The following is a 15,805-nucleotide window of genomic DNA, read 5'->3' as shown; positions in this document are numbered from 1 at the left end:
AAATCCCGCACCGGCATCCATTGCGGTGCGGGAATTTCAGCTTATCTAAGAAATGTTCGCGTTACTGGCGGGGCCTATGGCAGGACCCCAGCAACGTTTTTGGCTCAGAGTAGGGAATAGAACATAATGGTCGAATTGGCGCGTGGCGAAATTTACCCGGTGCTGCCGTTGCGCGACATTGTCGTGTTCCCGCACATGATTGTTCCGCTTTTTGTCGGACGCGAGAAATCGGTGCGTGCACTCGAAGATGTGATGCGCGAAGACAAGCAGATCCTGCTTGTTACCCAGAAGGACGCCGGTCTTGATGACCCGGCCGTCGAAGATCTCTATGAAGTTGGTACTGTCGCAACTGTCTTGCAGCTTCTCAAGCTGCCGGACGGCACCGTCAAGGTGCTGGTCGAAGGCGGCAAGCGTGCCGAGATTTCCGGTTATGTCGATAACCCGGACTTCTTCCAGGCTTATGGTGCCGTGCGCGAGGACGCTGACGAAGATGACAGCGAACTTGAGGCACTGGCACGTTCTGTGGTTACACAGTTCGAGCAGTACATCAAACTCAACAAAAAAATTCCGCCGGAAGTCCTGGTTTCGGTCAATCAGATCGAAGAACCGGCAAAGCTTGCTGACACGGTGGCATCCCATCTGTCATTGAAGATTTCCGAAAAGCAGGAATTGCTGGAAACCAAGCTGGTTGGCGATCGTCTTGAGCGTATTTTCGGTTTCATGGAATCCGAAATCGGCGTGTTGCAGGTCGAAAAGAAAATCCGCAACCGCGTCAAACGCCAGATGGAGAAAACCCAGCGCGAGTACTATTTGAATGAGCAGCTTAAAGCCATTCAGAAAGAACTTGGCGAAGGCGAAGACGGCAAGGATGAAGCTTCTGAAATCGAAGAGAAGCTGAACAAGGCCAAAATGCCCAAAGAGGCAAAGGAAAAGGCCCAGGCAGAACTCAAGAAACTGCGCAATATGAGCCCGATGTCGGCAGAAGCCACCGTGGTGCGCAACTATCTTGACTGGATGGTGTCGATTCCGTGGAACAAGCGTTCGCGTGTTTCCCATGATCTGAAAAAGGCCAAGAAGGTCCTGGATAAGGAGCATTACGGTCTTGAGAAGGTCAAGGAACGCATCCTTGAATATCTTGCGGTGCAGGCGCGTACCAAAAAAGTCAAAGGCCCGATTTTGTGCCTTGTTGGTCCTCCGGGCGTTGGTAAGACCTCGCTTGGTAAGTCTATGGCTAATGCCACGGGACGCAGCTTTATCCGCATGTCGCTTGGCGGTGTGCGCGACGAATCCGAAATCCGCGGTCATCGCCGGACCTATATCGGTTCCATGCCGGGCAAGATTGTCCAGGGCATGAAAAAGGCGAAATATTCCAACCCGTTGTTCCTTCTCGACGAGATCGAAAAAATGGGTTCGGATTTCCGTGGTGACCCGGCATCGGCCCTGCTTGAGGTACTTGATCCGGAACAGAACTCGACCTTTAACGACCACTATCTTGAAGTCGATTACGATCTTTCGGATGTGATGTTCGTGACCACGGCCAACTCGCTTCGCATGCAGCAGCCGCTGCTCGACCGTATGGAGATCATCCGGATTTCCGGTTACACCGAAGACGAGAAAGTCGAAATCGCCAAACGTCACCTGATCCCGAAACAGATCAAGGATAATGGTCTGCGCAAAGGTGAATGGAGCATTTCTGACGAAGCGCTTCGTGATCTGATCCGCTTCTATACCCGCGAAGCCGGTGTGCGTAACCTTGAACGCGAACTGGCCCGTCTGGCACGTAAGGCGACCAAACGCATCATGCTTGAAAATATCAAGACCGTGCGTGTGACGCCGCGGACGCTTGGCAAATATGCCGGTATCCGCAAGTTTCGCTATGGCGAGACCGAGGGTGAAGACCAGGTCGGTGTTGTTACCGGTCTTGCCTATACGGAATTCGGTGGTGATCTGCTTCAGATCGAAGCCGTTACCGTCCCGGGCAAGGGCAACATGAAAACCACCGGCAAGCTCGGTGAAGTCATGACGGAATCGATCCAGGCGGCAACCTCGTTCGTGCGGTCGCGTGCAACGGAATTCGGCATCAAGCCGACCCTGTTCCAGAAACGCGACATTCACGTTCACGTGCCCGAAGGTGCGACCCCGAAAGACGGTCCGTCAGCCGGCGTGGGCATGGTGACTTCGGTTGTTTCGGTTCTGACCGGAAACCCGGTGCGCAAGGATGTCGCCATGACCGGCGAAGTTACGCTGCGTGGCCGTGTTCTGGCGATCGGTGGTCTGAAGGAAAAACTTCTCGCGGCACTGCGGGGCGGGGTGAAAACCGTTCTGATCCCGCAGGAGAACGAAAAGGATCTCGAAGAGATTCCGGACAACGTCAAACGCGGCATGGAAATCATTCCGGTGTCCCATGTTGACGAAGTTCTGAGCCATGCGTTGGTCAATCCTCTGGTCCCGATCGAGTGGGAAGAGCCCGATGATGATGTTGCCGTCAAATCAAAGGACGGTGAAGAATCGGAAATCGGCGGTGTGACGACTCATTAAGGTTCGTCACAACCGGCAGAAAACAAGGGGAGCGACCATGTCGCTCCCCTTTTTCTGTGGATAACTTTGCCCAAGAATCGGCGAAGGGCCATGTCGAGATTGGTGTAAAGCGCAAAAAAAGGAAAAAAACGTCAAAAACCGCAGAAAACTGCGTCTCTCGCATTGACGAGCTGTTTGCTACCTGCTTACACTGCCCATGCAACAGGTTTGGGGCAAACCAAATTTCCTCATAACTCCGAACGTCCAAACAAGGGGGCCAGGAAGTGAATAAAAACGATCTCGTTGGAAGTGTAGCTGCTAAAGCTGATCTGTCCAAAGCTGACGCTGCTAAAGCGGTTGACGCTGTTTTCGATTCCATCACCGATTCTCTGAAATCCGGCGACGAAGTTCGTCTGGTTGGTTTCGGTACCTTCGCTGTCGCTGCTCGCGCTGCTTCAAAAGGTCGCAACCCGCGCACCGGTGAAGAAATCGACATCCCGGCATCGAAACAGCCGAAGTTCAAGGCTGGCAAAGGCCTTAAGGATGCCGTCAACTAAGTTTGACGAAGTTCTTAGAAAAAATGCCGGTGACACACGTCACCGGCATTGCTTTTTGTAAAAACCGTGTTATGTTCCGCCCCGCTTCTGCAGGAAACAGCGCGGAAACAAATGGGTGATTAGCTCAGCTGGTTAGAGCATCTCGTTTACACCGAGAGGGTCGGGAGTTCGAATCTCTCATCACCCACCATGAAGAAGGCAGCCCTAAAGGCTGCCTTTTTCGTCTCTGGCCGGATTGCGAATCTGGGCGAATCATTTCCGAATCACTGCGAAATCTTGCACGGCATTGCTTTGCCGAAATTATCGGGCGTTCAGTGATGTTTACGGGGAATTTTGGTGGGTTCAGGTTGACCAGTTACCATGGATAAATACCCTTGAAATAGAAGTTACATTTTTCTGCAATCAGGGCATTGCTTTTTGAAAAAACCATGGTAAGTTCCGCCCGCTTCCGCAGAAAACAGCGCGGATACGCAACGGGTGATTAGCTCAGCTGGTTAGAGCATCTCGTTTACACCGAGAGGGTCGGGAGTTCGAATCTCTCATCACCCACCATGAAAAAGGCAGCCCTAAAGGCTGCCTTTTTTCTTTGCCGGTTTTCCCTGATAGACATGAAATCAAGATCGTCATCTGCGCGTTTGCATGCGGGGTGATTTTGCGCCGCGTTACAGGGTGCGAAAAGGCCCTGTGTGGCGCAATATGCTGTGTCATGACAAAGTGGATTGCTGCGTATGCAACGGGGCTCTGTTGCGGGTTTGTGCAGCTGTTGACGGTTGTTGTTGTCGGCATCCGGGTTTGTCTGCCAGGCAGGGCGGCTGACAGCAGTGATCCGTTCCATTGTGGTGGCGTGGTAAATATCTGTAAAAGTTGACGCTTGGGCATCTGCCGGGCAGTGTTAAGCGCAAGGCACCAGCCACTGGATAAAAGAATCGGAACCTGCACCATGAATGTTTCCCCGGCTGAACGCGTTTCAAACCTTGTCAGACGACTTCGCCGTTTGATGCTTGTGCTGTTTCTGCCGTTGGTTCTGGCAAGTTGCTATCTGCCGGAATCCTTCAATATCGATATTTCGATGGAACGTAATGGTGACTATCGCCTGAGCTATCGCGGGCTTCTGGTGCAGCCAAACATTACACAGGGGCTGTTGGACAACAGTCTTGATGAAGCCGGTGAAAAGGAAAAGGTCGCCAAGGTTCTTGCCGATCTGAAACGCGATTCGGGTGTGCGTCAGCTGACCTATAACGGCCGGGGCGTCTTCAACATGGTTTATGAGCGTCGCGGCAATATCATACGTGAAAAAAGCTTCGTGTTTGTGCGTCGGCAGTCCCGCATCCTTGAGATGTTCTTTCACAAGGATCGTAATACTGTCGAAATTCGCGGCGGCTTTGTTCCCGATCAGTATCAGGACCGTCTGAATGCGCTTGGTTATCAAATGACCGGCAAGATCGAGTTCCGGACCACAGCGGGTATCCGCAGCCATAACGCCGCCGAGTTCAAGGAAGTTGGCGGCCAGAACCGGCTACGCTGGGAAATCAGGTCAATCACCGATCCGGTCCCCAATGTGATTGTCGGTTAGGGCAGGGATCAAGACGGCATATGAAAAAAGGGACAGCTTTTGCTGTCCCTTTTGAATTCGGATGGTCGTCATGCTGTGCTGGCGATTTAATAGACCATTTCGTCTTCGCCACTGCCTTCGGAAATGACGATCTGGCCCTGTGCGGCAAGTTCCTTGGCCAGCTGGACAATCATCATTTGCGATTCTTCGACATCGGAAAGGCGGACCGGGCCAAGCGCATCCATGTCTTCTTTCATCATCTTGCCGGCACGTTCGGACATGTTCTTGAAGAACAGATCGCGCATCTGATCGGTGGAGCCTTTAAGGGCCAGGGCAAGTTTGTCTTTTTCGACCTGACGCAGAAGGGTTTGAACGCCGTTATTGTCGAGACGGGCAAGATCCTCGAAGGTGAACATAAGGGCCTTGATCTTCTCGGCCGAGTCACGGTTACGTTCTTCCAGTGCAGTCAGGAAGCGATCCTGGCTCTGACGGTCAAGGCTGTTGAAGATATCTGCCATCAATTCGTGGTTGTCGCCGCGCGATCCGCGCGCAAGGTTCGACATGAACTCGGTACGCAGGGTTTTCTCAATATTATCAAGAACTTCTTTCTGGACAGCTTCCATGCGCAACATACGCATGATGACTTCCATCGAAAAGTTTTCAGGCAGCAAAGACAACACGGAAGCCGAGTGACCCGGCTTGAGTTTTGACAGAACCACGCCGACGGTCTGCGGGTATTCGTTTTTCAGATAGTTGGCAAGGACCGCTTCGTTGACGTTATTCAGCTTGTCCCACATGGTGCGACCCGCCGGGCCGCGGATTTCTTCCATGATGCCGTTAACGCGGTCTTCGGGAAGAACTTTCGACAGCAGTCGTTCGGTCGTGTCAAACGAACCGACAAGAGAGCCAGTCGATGAAAGCTGGTCGGCAAACTCAACAAACAGACGTTCAACGATGTTGGCGCTGATGGTGCCAAGCCCGGACATGGTTTGGGAAATCTCTTTGATTTCCTCGTCATCCATCATGCTGAACATCTTGGTCGCGTGCTCTTCCCCAAGAGCAAGCATGAGAATCGCTGCCTTTTCCGGTCCGGCCAGTGATCTGTATTCTTCTTTAACGCGCCCCACGGGTGGTCTTCTCCGTCGTAATGACTCTGTCTTTCATTGAACCGACAATGCAAGAACGTGCCCCTATCGCACCGTAAGATAGGGGGAATTTGTCAACAATTCTATAAAAGCCGGCGCGTCTTTGCAAAGACCGACCGCACCTTGATGTGCAAAATGTACAGAATGGGTGAAATCGGTACAAATTCGGGCCGAAATTGCCTTTCAGCGGGTGATGTTGACTGGCGCAATTGTCGAAAGGGTTGAAAACACTGCTAGCTGCTTGACTTGGTTTGGGGGGTGGTCTAACAAAGGCCCGCCGATTGATGGTCATTTTGCGGGCGTAGCTCAGTTGGTTAGAGCGCCGGCCTGTCACGCCGGAGGCCGCGGGTTCAAGTCCCGTCGCTCGCGCCATGACCCATCATCTGTTGTCTTTTGTCGGGCGTTTCGTCTTTTCCGCGATCGCCTTTTCATGTGTTGCTTACACTGCATCGCAGGGCAGGGTCTTGATCATCTCGACATGCGCCCCGATATCGGACGGTAGTAAACGGTAAAAAGATTAGAAAGTTTCCGGTCTTAGAGCAGCTTAATCCTGCTTGAGGACTGGAACTTGTGCGGTGCATACGTTATGGTGCGCCGTAATGGGCCAGGTGGGGACCTGGTCGGGTCACAAGGCCTGTTCTTGAGAGGTCAGAGAGATGCAAGAGCTTCTTTCGGAATATCTTCCGATCCTGGTATTCATCGGGATCGCCGTCGGTCTTTCGGCGGTAATCGTCATCGCGTCGCTGGTTCTTGCCAAGCAGGCACCGGATGTTGAAAAACTGTCCGCATACGAGTGCGGGTTCGCGCCGTTTGAAGATGCGCGTATCAAGTTCGACGTCCGGTTCTATCTGGTCGCAATCTTGTTCATTATTTTCGACCTCGAAGTCGCCTTCCTGTTCCCGTGGGCTGTTACCCTCGGTGATATCGGGACTTTCGGCTTTGTATCGATGGTGATCTTCCTGGCTGTTCTGACGGTCGGATTTATCTATGAATGGAAGAAGGGAGCTTTGGAATGGGAGTGAGCACCAATACAGGCGCACCCCTGGCACCCGGTACGGATCAGGATGCACTGCTTAAGGGCGTGTTTGACGAGATGAATGACAAGGGCTTTGTCCTTGCCAATCTCGACAAGCTGGCAAGCTGGGCAAGCACCGGTTCCCTTTGGCCGATGACGTTCGGTCTTGCCTGCTGTGCTGTTGAAATGATGCATTCGGCTGCGTCGCGTTACGACCTTGACCGTTACGGTCTGGTGTTCCGCCCAAGCCCGCGTCAGTCAGACGTGATGATCGTTGCTGGTACGCTTACCAACAAGATGGCCCCGGCACTGCGTAAGGTCTATGACCAGATGGCAGAGCCGCGCTGGGTTATTTCGATGGGTTCGTGCGCAAATGGCGGCGGTTACTATCACTATTCCTATTCGGTGGTGCGCGGCTGTGATCGCGTTGTCCCGGTTGACGTATATGTACCGGGTTGCCCGCCGACAGCCGAAGCGCTGATCTACGGCATATTGCAGCTGCAAAAGAAAATCCGCCGTACTGGTGTCCTGACACGCTGATCCGTAATAGGGGGCTTGCATGAGCGAACTGCTCAGCGATAACAGCGCCGCATTGAATGATCTTAAAGATCTTGTGGTGTCCCAGCTGGCCAACGAAATCCTCGAAAGCGAGATTCGTTACGGCGAGCTGACCATCGTCGCAAAGCGCGATGATATTCTTAAAGTTCTGACCTTCCTTCGGGATGATACCGGCTGCTTGTTCAAGCAGCTTATCGACGTTTGTGGTGCAGATTACCCGGAACGCCCGGAGCGTTTTGATGTTGTGTATCACCTGCTGTCGCTCAAACATAACCTGCGTATCCGCGTAAAGGTCCGCACCGACGAAGAAACCCCGGTACCAAGCTGTGTACCTGTTTTCAGCGCCGCCGACTGGTTCGAGCGCGAAGCATGGGACATGTACGGTATCTTCTTTGCCGACCATCCGGATCCCCGCCGTATTCTGACCGACTACGGTTTCGAAGGTCATCCGCTGCGCAAGGATTTCCCGCTGACCGGTTATGTTGAAGTTCGTTACGATGATGAGCAGAAGCGCGTTGTCTACGAGCCGGTAAAACTGGTTCAGGATTTCCGTAATTTCGATTTCGAAAGCCCGTGGGAAGGCATCCAGCATGTTCTTCCGGGTGATGAAAAGGCGGAGGGCAACGCCTGATGTCCGAACAAAAAATCAAAAATATGACCATGAACTTCGGCCCGCAGCACCCTGCGGCGCACGGCGTTCTGCGTTTGGTTCTGGAAATGGACGGCGAAGTCGTCGAACGTTCGGACCCGCATATTGGTCTTCTGCATCGCGGTACGGAAAAGCTGATCGAATATAAGAGCTATATTCAGGCGACCCCGTATTTCGACCGTCTTGACTATGTCGCGCCGATGAACCAGGAACATGCATATTGCCTGGCCATCGAGAAACTTATGGGGATCGAAGTCCCCAAACGTGGTCAGTATATCCGTGTTCTCTATGCGGAAATCGGTCGTATTCTGAACCACATTCTGAACCTGACCGCGTTTGCACTGGACGTTGGTGCGATGACCCCGCTTCTGTGGGGCTTTGAAGAACGTGAAAAGCTCATGGAATTCTATGAGCGCGCCTGTGGCGCCCGTCTTCACGCCAACTATTTCCGTCCGGGCGGTGTTGCGGCCGATCTGCCAGCTGGTCTTCTTGAAGACATTGATGCCTGGGCCGATCAGTATGACGTGTTCCTCAAGGACTTTGACCGCGTTCTGACCGGCAACCGTATCTTCAAACAGCGTACGGTTGATATCGGTACCGTCAGCGCGGAAGAGGCGCTTGACTGGGGCTTTACCGGCCCGAACATCCGTGCATCGGGTCTGGCATGGGATCTGCGTAAATCGCAGCCCTATGATTCTTACGAAGATTTCGACTTCGACATTCCGGTTGGCAAGAACGGCGATTGCTATGACCGCTTCCTTGTCCGCTTTGAAGAAATGTGGCAGTCGCTGAAAATCATCAAGCAGGCCATCAAGAATATGCCTGATGGTCCTGTTATTGTTGAAAATAACAAAGTGGCACCGCCGTCGCGCGCCGAAATGAAGCGTTCGATGGAAGCCCTGATCCATCACTTCAAACTCTTTACCGAAGGTTTCCACGTTCCGGCTGGCGAATGCTATGCCGCGGTCGAGGCACCGAAGGGCGAGTTTGGTGTGTATCTTGTTTCGGATGGCTCGAACCGTCCGTATCGCTGCAAAATTCGCGCACCCGGGTTCCCGCACCTCCAGGGTATCGACTTCATGTCCAAAGGTCACATGCTGGCCGACGTCGTTGCCAATATCGGGTCGCTAGATATCGTGTTCGGTGAGATTGACCGATGAGCCATTTGAGAAGACCAGCTCCGAAAGAGCTTCAACCTGTCAGCTTTGCTTTCACTCCGGAAAATCTGGAAAAGGCAAAGAAGATCATCGCCAAGTACCCGGAAGGCCGCCAACAAAGCGCGGTCATGCCGCTGCTTGATCTGGCACAGCGTCAGACCGAAGGTAACTGGGTTCCGACCGTCGCAATGGATTACATTGCCGACATGCTCGAAATGCCGGCCATTCGCGTCTACGAGGTCGCAACCTTCTATACGATGTATAACCTTGCCCCGGTGGGCAAGAACTTCATCCAGGTTTGCACCACGACGCCGTGCTGGCTTCGCGGTTCTGCCGACGTTGTCGATACCTGCAAAAAGGAACTTGGCATCGGTGTTGGTGAAACGACCGAAGACGGTCAGTTCACCATGATCGAAGTCGAATGTCTTGGCGCATGTGTCAACGCACCGATGATGCAGATCAACGACGATTACTACGAAGACCTGACCCCGGAAACGACCAAGGCGATCCTTGATGCCCTTAAAAAGGGCGAGAAGCCGAAAGCCGGTCCTCAGAGCGGCCGTAAAGGTTGCGAACCGATGGGCGGTCCGAAGGTTCTGAAGGCATTCTGTGGCTGCGGTGCAGCTCCGCAGGACGCTGATGCAAGCGAAGGGGACGCCTGATATGCTGCAGGATAAGGATCGTATCTTTACCAACCTGTACGGTTTCCAGGATTTCGGCCTTAAGGGCGCGCAATCCCGCGGCAACTGGGATGGTACCAAGGCGTTGATCGAAAAAGGCCGCGACTGGATCATCGACGAGATGAAAGCATCCGGTATGCGTGGTCGCGGGGGCGCAGGCTTCCCGACCGGCCTGAAATGGTCGTTCATGCCCAAGGAATCCGATGGTCGCCCGAGCTACCTCGTCGTCAATGCCGACGAAGGCGAACCGGGTACCTGTAAAGACCGCGAAATCATGCGCAATGATCCGCATACCCTGGTCGAAGGTTGCCTTCTTGCCAGCTTTGCGATGAATGCACATGCGGCTTACATCTATATTCGTGGTGAGTTCTATCACGAGGCCTCCAACCTTCAGCGTGCGATTGACGAGGCATATGATGCCGGTCTGATCGGTAAAAACGCGTGTGGTTCGGGTTGGGACTTTGACCTTTACCTGCATCTTGGTGCCGGTGCCTACATCTGTGGCGAAGAAACCGCCCTGATCGAAAGTATCGAAGGTAAAAAAGGTCAGCCGCGTCTCAAGCCGCCATTCCCGGCAAATGCCGGTCTTTATGGCTGCCCGACCACGGTGAACAACGTTGAAAGTATCGCAGCGGTTCCGACCATTCTGCGTCGTGGCGGTTCGTGGTTCTCAAGCTTTGGTCGTGAAAACAACCACGGTACCAAACTGTTCGCCATTTCCGGTCACGTCGAAAAGCCGTGCACGGTCGAAGAAGCGATGAGCATTCCGCTGCGTGAACTGATTGAAAAGCATTGCGGCGGTGTCCGTGGTGGCTGGGACAACCTTCTGGCGGTTATTCCGGGTGGTTCGTCGGTTCCGTTGATGCCCAAAGACATTTGCGATGACGTCCTGATGGATTTCGATGGCCTGCGTGAAGTGGGCTCGGGTCTTGGGACGGCTGCTGTGATCGTCATGGACAAGTCGACCGACATTGTCTACGCGATCGCGCGTCTTTCGGAATTCTACAAGCATGAAAGCTGTGGCCAGTGCACGCCGTGCCGTGAAGGTACCGGCTGGATGATGCGTATGATGGCACGCATGGTCCGCGGCGAAGCCACGCTTGATGAAATTGATCTGTTGTGGGATGTGACCAAACAGGTCGAGGGCCACACCATTTGTGCGCTTGGCGATGCTGCTGCATGGCCGATTCAGGGCCTTATCCGTCATTTCCGTCCCGAAATGGAACGTCGGATCAAGGAATATCGCGCACGGATCGCGGCCTGAGAGGGGCCTGTTGAGAGGGATTGAGACATGCCGAAACTAACAGTTGACGGTATTGAAGTTGAAGTAGAAGCCGGGGCGACAGTCCTTCAGGCCTGTGAAGAGGCCGGTAAGGAAATCCCGCGTTTCTGCTATCACGAACGCCTGTCAATCGCCGGCAACTGCCGTATGTGCCTGGTTGAAATGGAACGCGCGCCCAAGCCGGTAGCGTCCTGTGCCATGCCTGCGGCAGACGGAATGGTGATCAAAACCGATTCAGACCTGGTCAAAAAAGCACGCAATGGCGTGATGGAATTCCTGCTGATCAACCATCCGCTGGATTGCCCGATTTGTGACCAGGGTGGTGAATGTGACCTTCAGGACCAGGCCATGGCCTATGGTTTTGATGCATCGCGTTACGCCGAGAAAAAACGCGCAGTGAAAGACAAGGAACTGGGCCCGATCGTCAAGACGATCATGACCCGTTGCATTCACTGCACCCGTTGCGTTCGTTTCTCCGAGGAAGTCGCCGGTGTCGGCACCATGGGTGCTGTCTATCGTGGCGAGGACACCGAGGTCGGACCGTATATCGAAGCTTCGATCAACTCCGAACTTTCGGGCAACCTGATTGATCTTTGCCCGGTCGGTGCGCTGACGTCCAAGCCGTACGCGTTCACCGCGCGTCCGTGGGAGCTGAAGAAAACCGACAGTATCGATGTGATGGATGCGGTTGGTTCGAACATTCGTATTGATGCCCGTACTGCCGAAGTTCTTCGTGTTCTTCCGCGTACGAACGAAGACATCAACGAAGAATGGATTTCGGACAAAACCCGTTACGCCATTGATGGTCTGAAGCGTCAGCGTCTGGATCGTCCGTATGTTCGCGTGAATGGCAAACTGACCCCGGCAAGCTGGGACGAAGCGTTTGCTGCGATCAAGGCAAAGGTTTCAGGTCTCGATGGCAAGAAAATTGCCGCTCTTGCCGGTGACACGGTCGATTGTGAAGCCATGACCGCGCTCAAGGATCTGATGGGCAAGCTTGGCTCACCGAACCTTGATTGCCGTCAGGACGGTTCGAAGATTGGCGGCCCGCGCGCTTCCTATATCTTCAACAGCACGATTGCCGGTATCGACGAGGCTGATGCCTGCCTGATCGTTGGTGCCAATGTTCGCGCCGAAGCGCCGATCATCAATGCCCGTCTTCGCAAACGCTGGCGGTCGACCGCCGGTGATTTCAAAGTCGGTATCATTGGCGAAAAATGGGATCCGACCTACAAGAACGAGTATCTTGGCGCAGGCCCGGACACCCTTTCGGAAATTCTCGAAGGCAAGAACGAGTTCGCCAAAATTCTCGAAGCCGCTGAAAAGCCGATGATCATCGTCGGTATGGGCGCGCTGAACCGTGAAGATGGCGACGCCGTTCTGGCGACCACCCGCGCAATTGCCGAGAAGTTCGGCATGGTTGCCGGTGAATGGAACGGTTTCAACGTTCTGCACACCGCAGCATCGCGCGTCGGCGGCCTTGATCTGGGCTTTGTCCCGGGTGAGGGCGGTCTTGCAACCAATGACATTCTTGATGCCGCTGCCAAAGGCGACGTTGAGGTTGTCTACCTTCTTGGTGCAGACGAAGTCGACATGAGCAAACTGGAAAAGGCATTCGTCATTTACCAGGGTGCCATGGGCGATGCCGGTGCACAGGCAGCAGATGTTATTCTGCCCGGTGCGGCCTATACCGAAAAGAACGGCACGTATGTCAATACCGAAGGCCGCGCCCAGCAGGGCTGGCGTGCGATCTTCCCGGTTGGTGACGCGCGTGAGGACTGGGCGATTGTTCGTGCTCTTTCGGGTGCGCTTGACCAGACCCTGCCGTACAACAACATCGATGCCGTTCGCTCGCGGATGGTCGAACTCAGCCCGACCTTCGCGTCGCTGAACGTTCCGACCAAGGCGGAATGGACCGATTTCGGTAAAGCGGGTGACATGAAACCGGAAGGTTTCGCATCACCGGTTCGCAATTTCTATATGACCGACCCGATCAGCCGTGCATCGGTGACGATGGCCAAATGTACCGAGGCCTTTGTCAAGGATGCGGCTGCCGAGAAGGTTGCCTGAGTAAGATAGGCGGCGCACCGTCGTCGCCTATCCCACAAGGGGGTGTCCCAATTCTGGGACGAAACGCAAAAGATACGGTTTGACCGATGGAACTTCTTTGGGACGGATATATTGAACCGCTGGTCTGGATCGTCGCCAAGATTTTGGCGATTGTCCTCCCGCTGTTGGGTGCTGTCGCCTATCTGACCTACGCCGAGCGTAAGGTTATTGGTGCGATCCAGCTCCGCAAGGGCCCGAACGTTGTGGGGCCGTTTGGCCTTTTGCAACCGCTTGCTGATGGTTTGAAACTGTTTCTGAAAGAAACAATCATTCCAAGCAGCGCGAACAAGGGCGTGTTTATCATTGCCCCGATGCTGACTTTCATTCTCGCGATCATTGCCTGGGCGGTTATTCCGTTCGACGAAGGCATGGTTCTGGCGGATCTGAATGTCGGTATTCTTTATATTTTCGCGATTTCTTCGCTGGGTGTTTACGGCATCGTGATGGCCGGTTGGGCATCAAACTCCAAATACGCATTCCTTGGTGCGCTGCGTTCCGGCGCGCAGATGGTTTCGTACGAGATTTCGATCGGCCTGATCATCATTTCGGTCCTGTTGACCACCGGCTCCTTGAACCTGAGCGACATCGTCCGCGGTCAGACCGGCGGTATCTGGGAGTGGAACTTCGTTTATCACTTCCCGATGTTCATCATCTTCATCGTGTCCATTCTGGCAGAAACCAACCGCGCACCGTTTGACCTTCCCGAAGCGGAAGCAGAACTGGTTTCGGGTTACAACGTCGATTATTCGGCCATGACCTTTGCGCTGTTCTTCCTGGGTGAATACGCCAACATGATCCTGATGAGTGGCCTGTGCGCCATTCTGTTCCTGGGTGGCTGGAGCGCGCCGTTGCCGTTCCTCGAATTCATCCCGGGCGCGATCTGGTTCATTCTGAAGATCTGCTTCGTTCTGTTCATCTTCCTGTGGGTCCGTGCAACCTTCCCGCGTTACCGTTATGACCAACTGATGCGTCTGGGCTGGAAAATCTTCCTGCCGCTTTCCTTCGCATGGGTCATGCTGGTTGCCACGTTCCTCGTTGTTTTTGACAAGGTCCCGGCCTGATCGCCGCGCATCGGAAAGAGAGAGGTAAACGATGTCATTTATTGATCGGACGGCCCGGAGCTTCCTGCTCGCGGAACTCGTATCGGGTATGGCGCTCACCTTGAAATATATGTTCAAGCCGAAAGTGACGCTGAACTACCCGTATGAAAAAGGCCCGCTGAGCCCGCGTTTCCGTGGCGAACATGCGCTGCGTCGCTACCCGAACGGGGAAGAGCGCTGCATTGCGTGTAAGCTGTGCGAAGCAATCTGCCCGGCACAGGCCATTACCATCGAGGTAGAGCCGCGTGACGACGGTTCGCGTCGTACAACCCGCTACGACATTGATATGACGAAATGCATCTACTGTGGTTTCTGCGAAGAAGCCTGCCCGGTAGATGCGATCGTCGAAGGTCCGAACTTCGAGTTCGCAACCGAAAACCGCGAGGAGCTGTTCTATGACAAGGACAAGCTGCTGGCAAACGGCGAGCGTTGGGAAGCCGAGCTTGCTGCACGATTGGAGGCAGACGCACCTTACCGGTAAGTGTCGCGTCTGATCGTTAGAAAGAGAGTTCATGGGCCGTTGTCAGCCAGAAGGGCGGCAACGGTTCGCCAAGGGGGTACCTTATGGTCGTACAGGCTTTGGCTTTTTACCTGTTTGCTACCGTCGCGGTCCTGTCCGCGACTGCGGTTGTGACCGTTCGCAACCCGGTGCATTCGGTACTGTTGCTGATCTTGACATTCTTTAACGCAGCCGGACTTTTCGTCCTGCTGGGTGCCGAGTTTCTCGCCATGCTGCTGGTCGTCGTCTATGTCGGCGCGGTTGCAGTCCTGTTCCTGTTCGTCGTGATGATGCTGGACATCAACTTTGTTGAAATGCGCCAGGGTTTCCTGAACTACCTGCCGATCGGGGTTCTGATCGCTGTGGTTCTGTTCGTCGAACTGGCACTTGTTGGCGCTGGTTGGACCCTTACCGACGGGGCGGTTGCGGTTCTCGCACAGCCAACACCGGAAGGGGTGACCAATGTCGAAGCACTCGGTCATCTGATCTATACCGATTACGCATACATCTTCCAGGCGGCTGGTCTGGTTCTGCTTGTTGCGATGATTGGCGCAATTGTCCTGACGCTGCGTCACCGTGAAGGTGTCCGCCGTCAGAAAATCTCCGAGCAGGTCAAGCGTTCCCGCGCTGATACGCTTGAAATCAAAAAAGTTCCGGTCGGAAGGGGGATCTGATGGAAATCGGTCTTGCACATTATCTGACCGTCGCGGCGATCCTTTTCACACTCGGGATCTTCGGCATCTTCATGAACCGCAAGAACGTCATCATCATCATGATGTCGATCGAGCTGATGCTGCTGGCGGTCAATATCAACCTGGTCGCGTTCTCGTCGTTCCTTGGCGACCTCGTTGGACAGGTCTTTACCATTTTCGTTCTGACGGTTGCTGCGGCTGAAGCGGCAATTGGTCTGGCGATCCTGGTCGTCTATTTCCGTAACCGCGGCAGCATCGCGGTTGAAGACATCAACATGATGAAGGGGTAAGGC

General features: G+C 54.1%; 15 protein-coding genes and 3 tRNA genes. 17 read left to right on the top strand and 1 reads right to left on the bottom strand.

Going from position 1 to position 15,805, the window contains the following annotated elements:
* The first annotated feature begins 126 nt into the window (after positions 1-126).
* The 5 genes from lon to M9H61_RS05030 all read left to right on the top strand — a co-directional run bounded on the left by lon (position 127) and on the right by M9H61_RS05030 (position 4,647).
* Positions 127-2,538, top strand: coding sequence for an endopeptidase La (gene lon / locus M9H61_RS05050; RefSeq protein ID WP_068518908.1), 2,412 nt, complete (start codon positions 127-129; stop codon positions 2,536-2,538).
* Positions 2,539-2,801: 263 nt separating this feature from the next.
* Positions 2,802-3,074: an HU family DNA-binding protein gene (locus M9H61_RS05045; RefSeq protein WP_008891813.1), complete on the top strand. Its 273-nt coding sequence runs from the start codon at positions 2,802-2,804 to the stop codon at positions 3,072-3,074.
* A gap of 113 nt (positions 3,075-3,187) precedes the next feature.
* Positions 3,188-3,264: transfer RNA gene (locus tag M9H61_RS05040), tRNA-Val, on the top strand.
* 285 nt (positions 3,265-3,549) lie between these two features.
* Positions 3,550-3,626 (top strand) — tRNA-Val (locus tag M9H61_RS05035).
* A 388-nt stretch (positions 3,627-4,014) separates the two neighbouring features.
* Positions 4,015-4,647, top strand: a complete 633-nt coding sequence (locus M9H61_RS05030) for a hypothetical protein (protein WP_250283726.1) — start codon at positions 4,015-4,017, stop codon at positions 4,645-4,647.
* Positions 4,648-4,733: 86 nt separating this feature from the next.
* Here M9H61_RS05030 and fliG read toward each other — a convergent pair whose 3' ends face one another.
* Positions 4,734-5,753, bottom strand: a complete 1,020-nt coding sequence (fliG, locus tag M9H61_RS05025) for a flagellar motor switch protein FliG (RefSeq protein ID WP_068518909.1) — start codon at positions 5,751-5,753, stop codon at positions 4,734-4,736.
* 313 nt (positions 5,754-6,066) lie between these two features.
* Between fliG and M9H61_RS05020 the strand changes: the two genes are divergently transcribed.
* The 12 genes from M9H61_RS05020 to nuoK all read left to right on the top strand — a co-directional run bounded on the left by M9H61_RS05020 (position 6,067) and on the right by nuoK (position 15,802).
* A tRNA-Asp gene (locus tag M9H61_RS05020) sits at positions 6,067-6,143 on the top strand.
* Positions 6,144-6,427: 284 nt separating this feature from the next.
* The gene (locus tag M9H61_RS05015) at positions 6,428-6,793 is read left to right on the top strand and encodes an NADH-quinone oxidoreductase subunit A (protein WP_008891231.1); all 366 of its coding nucleotides are present in this window, start codon (positions 6,428-6,430) and stop codon (positions 6,791-6,793) included.
* A complete protein-coding gene (locus M9H61_RS05010) occupies positions 6,784-7,326 on the top strand; it encodes an NADH-quinone oxidoreductase subunit B family protein (protein WP_068518911.1) in 543 nt (180 codons plus the stop codon). The genes M9H61_RS05015 and M9H61_RS05010 overlap by 10 nt, the downstream gene beginning before the upstream one ends.
* A 19-nt stretch (positions 7,327-7,345) precedes the next feature.
* Positions 7,346-7,975 (top strand): NADH-quinone oxidoreductase subunit C, encoded by a 630-nt coding sequence (locus tag M9H61_RS05005; protein ID WP_068518912.1) that lies wholly within the window; start codon positions 7,346-7,348, stop codon positions 7,973-7,975.
* The gene (locus M9H61_RS05000) at positions 7,975-9,153 is read left to right on the top strand and encodes an NADH-quinone oxidoreductase subunit D (protein ID WP_068518913.1); all 1,179 of its coding nucleotides are present in this window, start codon (positions 7,975-7,977) and stop codon (positions 9,151-9,153) included. Before M9H61_RS05005 ends, M9H61_RS05000 begins: the two co-directional genes overlap by 1 nt.
* The gene (nuoE, locus tag M9H61_RS04995; RefSeq protein ID WP_068518914.1) at positions 9,150-9,812 is read left to right on the top strand and encodes an NADH-quinone oxidoreductase subunit NuoE; all 663 of its coding nucleotides are present in this window, start codon (positions 9,150-9,152) and stop codon (positions 9,810-9,812) included. Before M9H61_RS05000 ends, nuoE begins: the two co-directional genes overlap by 4 nt.
* A 1-nt stretch (position 9,813) precedes the next feature.
* On the top strand, positions 9,814-11,094 hold the full coding sequence (gene nuoF / locus M9H61_RS04990) for an NADH-quinone oxidoreductase subunit NuoF (protein WP_068518915.1): 1,281 nt from the start codon (positions 9,814-9,816) through the stop codon (positions 11,092-11,094).
* A gap of 27 nt (positions 11,095-11,121) precedes the next feature.
* A complete protein-coding gene (nuoG, locus tag M9H61_RS04985) occupies positions 11,122-13,182 on the top strand; it encodes an NADH-quinone oxidoreductase subunit NuoG (protein ID WP_250283724.1) in 2,061 nt (686 codons plus the stop codon).
* Positions 13,183-13,268: 86 nt separating this feature from the next.
* On the top strand, positions 13,269-14,282 hold the full coding sequence (gene nuoH / locus M9H61_RS04980; RefSeq protein WP_068518917.1) for an NADH-quinone oxidoreductase subunit NuoH: 1,014 nt from the start codon (positions 13,269-13,271) through the stop codon (positions 14,280-14,282).
* A 31-nt stretch (positions 14,283-14,313) separates the two neighbouring features.
* A complete protein-coding gene (gene nuoI / locus M9H61_RS04975; protein ID WP_068518918.1) occupies positions 14,314-14,802 on the top strand; it encodes an NADH-quinone oxidoreductase subunit NuoI in 489 nt (162 codons plus the stop codon).
* Between the two features lie 83 nt (positions 14,803-14,885).
* Entirely contained in the window at positions 14,886-15,494 is a 609-nt protein-coding gene (locus M9H61_RS04970; RefSeq protein ID WP_068518919.1) for an NADH-quinone oxidoreductase subunit J, read from the top strand.
* A complete protein-coding gene (nuoK, locus tag M9H61_RS04965) occupies positions 15,494-15,802 on the top strand; it encodes an NADH-quinone oxidoreductase subunit NuoK (RefSeq protein WP_250283722.1) in 309 nt (102 codons plus the stop codon). The genes M9H61_RS04970 and nuoK overlap by 1 nt, the downstream gene beginning before the upstream one ends.
* Positions 15,803-15,805 lie beyond the last annotated feature (3 nt).

The sequence above is a fragment of the Thalassospira sp. GO-4 genome, assembly GCF_023588965.1.
Lineage (GTDB): Bacteria > Pseudomonadota > Alphaproteobacteria > Rhodospirillales > Thalassospiraceae > Thalassospira > Thalassospira povalilytica.
This window is presented reverse-complemented; position numbering and strand designations above follow the sequence as displayed.